The 8360-nt window shown below is 77.0% G+C and carries 8 protein-coding genes; 7 read left to right on the top strand and 1 reads right to left on the bottom strand.

The features are described from left to right. From FA014_RS20145 to FA014_RS16110, 4 genes are all read left to right on the top strand, one after another. On the top strand, positions 1-240 hold a 240-nt coding region (locus tag FA014_RS20145), incomplete at its 5' end, for a hypothetical protein (protein ID WP_230323255.1). After that, positions 237-1193, top strand: a complete 957-nt coding sequence (gene miaA / locus FA014_RS16120) for a tRNA (adenosine(37)-N6)-dimethylallyltransferase MiaA (protein ID WP_154730665.1) — start codon at positions 237-239, stop codon at positions 1191-1193. The genes FA014_RS20145 and miaA, both read left to right, overlap by 4 nt. Continuing rightward, entirely contained in the window at positions 1190-2161 is a 972-nt protein-coding gene (gene dapF / locus FA014_RS16115; RefSeq protein ID WP_154730664.1) for a diaminopimelate epimerase, read from the top strand. Before miaA ends, dapF begins: the two co-directional genes overlap by 4 nt. A 45-nt stretch (positions 2162-2206) precedes the next feature. After that, a complete protein-coding gene (locus FA014_RS16110; RefSeq protein ID WP_154730663.1) occupies positions 2207-2542 on the top strand; it encodes a thioredoxin family protein in 336 nt (111 codons plus the stop codon). Between the two features lie 51 nt (positions 2543-2593). On the opposite strand, the gene FA014_RS16105 is transcribed toward FA014_RS16110, so the two are convergent. Further along, positions 2594-3208, bottom strand: a complete 615-nt coding sequence (locus tag FA014_RS16105) for a class I SAM-dependent methyltransferase (RefSeq protein WP_154730662.1) — start codon at positions 3206-3208, stop codon at positions 2594-2596. A 154-nt stretch (positions 3209-3362) separates the two neighbouring features. Between FA014_RS16105 and hflX the strand changes: the two genes are divergently transcribed. The 3 genes from hflX to FA014_RS16090 all read left to right on the top strand — a co-directional run bounded on the left by hflX (position 3363) and on the right by FA014_RS16090 (position 8282). Beyond that, the gene (gene hflX, locus FA014_RS16100) at positions 3363-4916 is read left to right on the top strand and encodes a GTPase HflX (RefSeq protein WP_154730661.1); all 1554 of its coding nucleotides are present in this window, start codon (positions 3363-3365) and stop codon (positions 4914-4916) included. A gap of 66 nt (positions 4917-4982) precedes the next feature. Next, positions 4983-7136 (top strand): ATP-dependent DNA helicase, encoded by a 2154-nt coding sequence (locus tag FA014_RS16095; protein ID WP_230323254.1) that lies wholly within the window; start codon positions 4983-4985, stop codon positions 7134-7136. A 168-nt stretch (positions 7137-7304) separates the two neighbouring features. Further along, complete coding sequence (locus tag FA014_RS16090) at positions 7305-8282, top strand: L-lactate dehydrogenase (RefSeq protein ID WP_230323257.1); 978 nt, start codon at positions 7305-7307, stop codon at positions 8280-8282. Positions 8283-8360: the final 78 nt, after the last annotated feature.

Here is an 8360-nt window from a genome sequence, read left to right as displayed (position 1 = left end):
CGGGCGCTGGACGACCTCGGCCCCGACCGCGCCCGGCACCTGGCCGTCTCCGGCTGGGCGCCGTGGCGCGCGGCGCTCGCGCTGCTCGCCGCCCACCCCGGCCCGGACCCCGGCCCCGAGCCCGACGGCGTGCACGCGGAGGTCGTCGCCGGCGCCCAGCACGCCGTCGCCGCGTGGCGGCCCGCCGGCCCGGCCGCACGTCACCGTCCTGCCCCGCACCCCACCGAGGAGCCCCGTTGACCGTCGTCGTCGCCGTGGTCGGCCCGACCGCGACCGGCAAGTCCGACCTGGGCGTCGCCCTCGCGGAGCACCTGGACGGCGAGGTGGTCAACGCCGACGCCCTGCAGCTCTACCGGGGCCTGGACATCGGCACCGCCAAGCTCACCCCCGCCGAGCGCCGGGGCGTCCCGCACCACCTGCTCGACGTGCTCGAGCCCGACGAGGACGCCACGGTCGCCGCCTACCAGCGCGACGCCCGCGCGGCGCTGGCGGACATCGCCGCGCGCGGCCGCCGGCCGGTGGTGGTCGGCGGGTCGGGGCTGTACGTGCGGTCCCTGCTGGACCGGATCGAGTTCCCCGGCACCGACCCCGAGGTCCGGGCGGCGCTGGAGGCGCGGGTGGAGGCCGAGGGCGCCCGCGCCCTGCACGCCGAGCTCGCCGCGGCCGACCCGGTCGCCGCCGAGAACATCGGCCCCCGCAACGCCCGCAGGATCGTGCGGGCGCTCGAGGTCATCGCGCTCACCGGGAAGCCGTACTCCGCCAACCTGCCCGGGCACGACTACGCGGTCCCGGCCGTGCAGATCGGTCTGGACTGCGACCGGGCCGTGCTCGACGAGCGGGTGCAGGCGCGGGTCGACCGGATGTGGGCCGCCGGGCTGGTCGACGAGGTGCGCGGCCTGGTCCAGCGCGGCATCGGCCGCACGGCCTCCCGCGCCGTCGGCTACGCCGAGGTGCTGGCCGCCCTGCGCGGTGAGATCTCCGAGGACGAGGCCCGCGCCCAGGTGGTCGCCGGGACCCGCCGGCTCGCCCGCAAGCAGATGGGCTGGTTCGGCCGGGACCCGCGCGTGCACTGGCTCGACGCCCGCGACCCGGAACTCGTCGACCGGGCCCTCGCGCTCGTGGCCGCAGCCGATTCCGGCCAGCTCGGGCTCGCCACCAAGGGCCCGGCCCCGCGCCGTAGTCTGGGCTCATGACCGCCCCCGCCGCGTCCCCGGCCGCCCGCGCCCTGCCCGGCTCCGTCGCGGCCCTGCGCGTGACGAAGGGCCACGGCACGCAGAACGACTTCGTGCTGCTCGACGGCCGGACCGGGGTCGCGCTCGACGCGGACCTGGTGCGCGCGCTCGCCGACCGGCGCGCCGGCGTCGGCGGGGACGGCGTCATCCGCCTGGTCGCCAGCGCCGAGCTGCCGGAGGGCGCCGCGGTGCTCGCGGAGGACCCGGCGGCGACCTGGTTCATGGACTACCGCAACGCGGACGGCTCGATCGCGGAGATGTGCGGCAACGGCGTGCGGGTCGTCGCGGAGTACGCCCGGGCGCTCGGCCTCTGGGACCCGGCGGCGGGCGAGCTCGTGCTCGGCACCCGCGCGGGGGTCCGGCGCGTGCGGGAGGCCGCCGGCCCGGCGGGCGAGACCTGGTACGCCGTCGACATGGGGGAGTGGCGCCTGCCGGGCGGGCCGGAGGCCGCGGCCGCGGGGTCCGACGCGCAGGTGGACGTCGCCGGTCTCGCGGTGCCGCGCCCCGCGCTGAGCGTCGACCTCGGCAACCCGCACACCGTGCTGGCGCTCGCGGACGACGCCGAGCTGGCCGCGGCCGACCTGACCCGCGCGCCGGCCGTCGACCCGGTCCCGCCGCACGGCACGAACGTGGAGCTCGTCGTCCCGCTCGGCGAGCAGCGGCTCGACGACGGCACGGTCGTGGGCCGGGTGCGGATGCGGGTGCACGAGCGCGGGGTCGGGGAGACCCGGTCCTGCGGCACCGGCGCGTGCGCGGCGGCGCTCGCGGTCCGGGCGTGGGCGGGGCCGCAGGCGCCCGACGTGTGGCTGGTGGACGTCCCCGGCGGCACGGTGCGCGTGGCGACGCTGCCGGACGGGCACGTCGAGCTCGCCGGGCCGGCGGTGCTGGTCGCGGACCTGGACGTCGACCCGGCGGCCCTGCGCCGCTGACCCGGCGGCCGGAACACGCCGTCCTCTGCCGGCGTTGCACCCGGCGTGACCGACCCGACCGCCCCGCCCGCCCTGACGGCCGAGGACCTGCGCCGCCCGCTGGGCCGCGACGCGACGTTCCTCCAGCTGTCGTCGGGCTTCTGCGCGCCGTGCCGGGCCACCCGCCGGGTGCTGGAGCGGGTCGTCGCGACCCAGGACGGCGTCGCGCACGTCGAGGTGGACGTGGCGCACCGGGTCGACCTCGCCGAGCGGTTCGGCGTCACCGAGACCCCGACGGTCGTGCTCCTCGACGCCGCCGGGGTCCCCGCCCTGCGGGTCACGGGCGTGCCGTCGCTCGCCCGGGCGCGCGCCGCCGTGGCGGCCGTCCGCGCCGAGGGCTGACCGCGACGTCGCCGCGACGGTGCCCGGGCCCGTGCGCCCCGCGCGCCGCCGTCAGCGCGCGGCGACCACGCGCAGCACCCGGAACCCCCGCGCCGTCGCGACCCGGTCGACCGTCGCGACCCCGTCGAGCTCGGTCGCCAGCCAGCGCAGCAGCGAGTCCGACCCGAGGTTCTTCGCCACCACCAGGTACGCCTCGCCGCCCGGCACCAGCCGGCGCAGCCACTGCCGCAGCATCGCGTGCAGCGTCTCCTTGCCGACCCGGATCGGCGGGTTCGACCAGATCGCCGCGAACCGCACGTCGTCCGGCACGTCCTCCGGCCGTGCGGCCCGCAGCCCCTCGACGCCGAGCCGCTCGGCGTTGCGCCGGGTCAGGTCGAGCGCCCGCTCGTTGACGTCGACCGCCCACACCCGCGCGTGCGGCGCGAGCAGCCCCAGGGTCAGCGCGACCGGCCCCCAGCCGCAGCCGAGGTCCAGCAGGTCGCCGTCGCGCGGCGGGTCGGGCACGTGCCGCAGCAGGACCTCGGTGCCGGCGTCGAGGTGGTCGGGGGAGAACACGCCGCCGGCGGTCTCGACCTCGACGTCCCGGCCGGCGAGGTGCACGGTCCGGACCCGGCGCTCGTCGGGGGAGGCGGGCTCGGCGGTGAAGTAGTGCTCGGTGCCGGTCACGCCGCGACCCTACCGGTCGTGCCGCGGCCCGCCCCGCCCGGCCGACGCGCCCGTCCGCCGGTGGCGAATAGCCTCGCGCGGGCCCCCGCGGCGCGCGACACTGGTACCCGGGCCGCCGACGACGGCCGCCCGCCGCCGACAGCGAAGGAACCGCGTGAACGACCCCCAGAACCCCACGACGCGCGAGCAGGACGTCCCGGAGACCGGGGTCGACGCGCAGCAGGCCGCGCGCGACGCCCAGCGGGTCGCCGACGACGTCGTGGCACGCGTGCTCGCGCGGGCGGGCACGGCGGTCCACGACGGCGCGACCGTCCACACCACCCACGACGGCGAGCAGCTCGACCTGGAGGAGCGCACGTCGCTGCGCCGGGTCGCCGGGTTGTCCACCGAGCTCCAGGACGTCACCGAGGTCGAGTACCGGCAGCTGCGGCTCGAGCGCGTCGTGCTGGTCGGCATCTGGGGCGCCGCGGGCACCACCCAGGAGCAGGCCGAGATCTCGCTGCGCGAGCTCGCCGCCCTGGCCGAGACCGCGGGCTCCACGGTGCTCGACGGGCTGCTGCAGCGGCGGCAGAACCCGGACCCGGGCACGTACCTCGGCTCCGGCAAGGCCGCGGAGCTCGCGGGCGTGGTGCTGGCGGCCGGCGCGGACACGGTGGTCGTGGACGGCGAGCTCGCCCCGTCCCAGCGCCGCGCGCTGGAGGACGTGGTGAAGGTCAAGGTCGTCGACCGGACGGCGCTGATCCTCGACATCTTCGCCCAGCACGCCAAGTCCCGTGAGGGCAAGGCGCAGGTCGAGCTCGCGCAGCTCGAGTACCTGCTCCCGCGACTGCGCGGCTGGGGCGAGTCGATGTCCCGGCAGGCCGGTGGCCAGGTCGGCGGCGCCGGCGCGGGCATGGGCTCCCGCGGTCCCGGTGAGACCAAGATCGAGCTGGACCGCCGGCGCATCCGCAACCGGATGGCCAAGCTGCGCCGGGAGATCGCCGCGATGGAGCCGGCCCGGCAGACCAAGCGCGCGTCCCGGAAGAAGAACGCGATCCCGTCGGTCGCGATCGCCGGGTACACCAACGCGGGCAAGTCCTCGCTGCTGAACCGGCTCACCGACGCCGGCGTGCTCGTGGAGAACGCCCTGTTCGCCACGCTGGACCCGACGGTCCGGCGCGCGCAGGCCGCGGACGGCCGGGTGTACACGCTGGCCGACACGGTCGGCTTCGTGCGGAACCTGCCGCACCAGCTGGTGGAGGCGTTCCGGTCGACGCTGGAGGAGGTCGCGGACGCCGACCTGGTGCTGCACGTCGTCGACGCGTCGCACCCGGACCCGGAGGGCCAGATCGCGGCGGTGCGGCACGTGTTCGCCGACATCCCGGGCGCGATGGACGTCCCCGAGATCATCGTGCTGAACAAGGCCGACCTGGCGGAGCCCGAGGCGCTGGCGCGGCTGCGGTCGCGGGAGCACGGCGCCGTCGTCGTGTCGGCCCACACGGGCGAGGGCATCGACGCGCTGCAGGAGGTCGTCGCCGACCAGCTGCCGCGGCCCGGCGTGACGGTCGACCTGGTGATCCCGTACGACCGGGGCGACCTCGTGCACCGCGTGCACGAGACCGGCGAGATCGACGCCGAGGAGCACACGCCGCAGGGCACGGCGCTCCGCGGGCGGGTCGACCAGGCGCTGGCGACCGAGCTCGCCGCGGCGGCGGTCGAGCGCGGCTGACGCGTCCGGGTGCGCGGGGCGCCTCCGGTTGTCGGAGGTGTCCCCGCACCCGACTACCCTGTCCGGGTGCCTGATCCCGTAGACGTCGACCACCTGCTCGACGTGGCGGTCGCGGCGCTCGGCGGTTCGCCCCGCGAGGGGCAGCGCCGGATGGCCCGCGAGGTGGCGGACGCCGTGGAGAAGGGCGAGCACCTGCTGGTCCAGGCCGGCACCGGCACCGGCAAGTCGCTCGGCTACCTGGTGCCCTCCGTCCGGCACGCGGTGCTCGCCGAGGAGCGCGTGGTCGTCTCGACCGCGACGCTCGCGCTGCAGCGCCAGGTGATGACCCGGGACCTGCCCCTGGTCGCGGACGCGCTCGCGCCCGAGCTGCCGCGCCCGCCCCGCATCGCGCTGCTCAAGGGCTGGCACAACTACGTCTGCGTGCACAAGACGGCGGGCGGCTACCCGCCGGACGACCAGGGCATGCTGTTCGACCTCGGGGACCGCGGCGCGGCGGAGCACCCGTCGACGACCGACGCCTCCGACGGCGAGGACGCGGGCAGGGAGTCGCTCGGGGCCCAGGTGGTCCGGCTGCGCGCCTGGGCCGAGGAGACGGAGTCCGGCGACCGCGACGACCTCGTGCCCGGCGTGACCGACCGCGCGTGGCGTCAGGTGTCGGTCACGTCGCTGGAGTGCCTGGGCCAGCGCTGCCCGCTGCTGGAGGAGTGCTTCCCCGAGCGCGCCCGCGCGGCGGCCCGGACGGCGGACGTGGTCGTGACGAACCACGCGATGCTCGGCGTCGCCGCGTCCGGCTCGCCGCACGTGCTGCCGGAGCACCAGGTGCTGGTGGTCGACGAGGCGCACGAGCTCGCCGACCGGGTCACCGCCCAGTCGACGGCCGAGCTGTCGGTCGGCAGCGTCGAGCACGCCGGCCGGATGGCCCGCCGGCACGGCGGCGTCGCGACCACCGAGCTCGACTCGGCCGCCACGGCCCTCGGGGCGGCGCTCATCCACCTGCCGGAGGGCCGGTTCACGCAGGGGCTCCCGGAGGGCACCCGGCAGGCGGTGGCGATGGTCCGGGACGCCGCCCGCGGGCTGCTCAGCGCCCTGCGGCCGGAGAAGCCCGCCGCGGGCGAGGCGGCGGCGCCCGCGGACAGCGGGCTCAAGATCGCGTCGTCCGCGGTGCTCGCCCTGTTCGAGGTCGCCGAGCGGATGGCGGCCGACGCCGACGACCAGCGGTACACCGTGCTGTGGTGCTCCCGCGCCGAGCGGGACGGCGCGACCCGGCTGTACGCGGCGCCGCTCGCCGTCAACGGGCTGATCCGCACGCACCTGCTGGCGGGCCGGGCGTCCGTGCTCACCTCGGCGACGCTCAGCCTCGGCGGCGAGTTCCGGTCCATGGCCCGCAGCATCGGGCTGGAGGGCGCGGGGGAGGCCGCGGCGGCCACGGCGACGGCCGCGACCGTGGCGGTGTCCGCGCCGGGCGGGAGCGAGGGCACGACCCTCGACGTGCCGGCGACGCCCGCCCGTGCCGCGGGCCAGACCCCCGCCTCGCTCCCGTGGCACGGGGTCGACGTCGGCAGCCCGTTCGACTACCCGAAGCAGGGCATCCTGTACATCGCCCGGCGGCTGCCGCCGCCCGGCCGGGAGCCCGCCACCGACGCCCAGCTGGACGAGATCGAGGCGCTCATCACCGCGGCGGGCGGGCGGACGCTGGGCCTGTTCTCGTCGCGGCGGGCCGCGGTCGCGGTCGGCGAGGCGATGCGCGAGCGGCTCGACCTCCCGGTGCTGGTGCAGGGGGAGGACCAGCTCCCGACGCTGGTGAAGCAGTTCGCCGCCGACGAGCCCACCTGCCTGTTCGGCACGCTGTCGCTGTGGCAGGGCGTCGACGTGCCGGGCCGGTCGAACCAGCTGGTCATCATCGACCGGATCCCGTTCCCGCGGCCCGACGACCCCGTGCGGTCGGCCCGGTCGGAGGCGGTGGCGGCGTCCGGCGGCAACGGCTTCATGTCGGTGTCCGCGACCCACGCGGCGCTGCTGCTCGCGCAGGGCGCCGGACGGCTCATCCGGTCCACCGCCGACCGGGGGGTGGTGGCCGTGCTCGACCCCCGGCTGTCGACGGCCCGCTACGGGGAGTTCCTCGCACGGTCGCTGCCCGCGTTCTGGCGGACCACGGACCGCGAGGTGGCGCTGGGCGCCCTGCGCCGGCTCGCGGAGCCACCGGTCGCGCCGACGGCCTGACCAGCGCGCGCGTCGCCCGCGACGCGCCCGGACGGGCGGCCCGGCGCGCGCCCGCACGCGTCCGCCCGCTAGCCTCGTGACCAGTGCGCCGGCCGGCGCGCGTGCACGGAGCAGCAGTACGGGAGGATCGCCGTGAGCGAGCAGATCGACGACGTCGAGGGCGACGAGCTGGGTCTGGCGAACGCCCCGCTGCCGCCCCGCCGCACCACCAAGCTGGCGGTCGTCGGCGCGGGGGCGGTCGGCTCGACGATGGCCTACGCCGCGCTCATGCGGGGCGCCGCCCGCAGCGTCGTGCTGTACGACATCAACAAGGCCAAGGTCGAGGCCGAGGCCCTGGACCTGGGGCACGGCATCCAGTTCATGCCGATGGCCGAGGTGATCGGCTCGGATGACATCGCGGCCTGCGCGGACGCCGACGTCGTCATGGTCACGGCCGGCGCGAAGCAGAAGCCGGGGCAGACCCGGATCGACCTGGCCGAGGCGACCATCTCGCTGGTCAAGAAGATCCTGCCCTCGCTGGTCGAGGTCGCCCCGAACGCCGTGTACGTGATGGTGACCAACCCGGTCGACATCGTCACCTACGCGGCGCTGAAGGTCTCGGGCCTGCCGCCGACCCAGCTGTTCGGCTCCGGCACCGTGCTCGACTCCTCGCGCCTGCGGTACCTCATCGCCCAGTACACCGGCGTGGCCGTGCAGAACGTGCACGCCTACATCGCGGGCGAGCACGGCGACACCGAGCTGCCGCTGTGGTCCTCGGCCACCATCGGCGGCGTGCCGATCCTCGACTGGAACGCGATCGAGGGCCACGTGCCGCTGACCCACGAGGTGCGCGAGTCGATCGCCCGGGAGGTCGTCGACTCGGCGTACCGGATCATCGCCGGCAAGGGCGCGACGAACTACGCGGTGGCGCTCGCGGGCTCGCGGATCATCGAGGCGATCGTCAAGGACGAGCACCGGATCCTCCCGGTGTCGTCGCTCCTCGACGGGTACCACGGGATCAGCGACGTCTGCCTGTCGGTCCCGACGGTCGTCGGGCGCTCCGGCGTCGGCGAGCGGCTGCAGGTGCCGATGTCGACCGACGAGCTCGCGGGCCTGCGCCGGTCGGGCGAGCAGCTGCGGGCGGTCGCCCGCCGGTTCGGGCTCTAGCCCGCGGGCGGGCGCGGCACCCGGACGTGCGGGTGCCGCACCGCCGCGGCCGCCTCGCGCAGCGCCGCCACCGCCGCG

Source organism: Cellulomonas hominis, assembly GCF_005239125.1.
Taxonomy (GTDB): Bacteria; Actinomycetota; Actinomycetes; order Actinomycetales; family Cellulomonadaceae; genus Cellulomonas; species Cellulomonas hominis_A.
The sequence above is the reverse complement of the archived record's forward strand: the minus strand, read 5'-3'. Positions and strand labels throughout refer to the sequence as shown.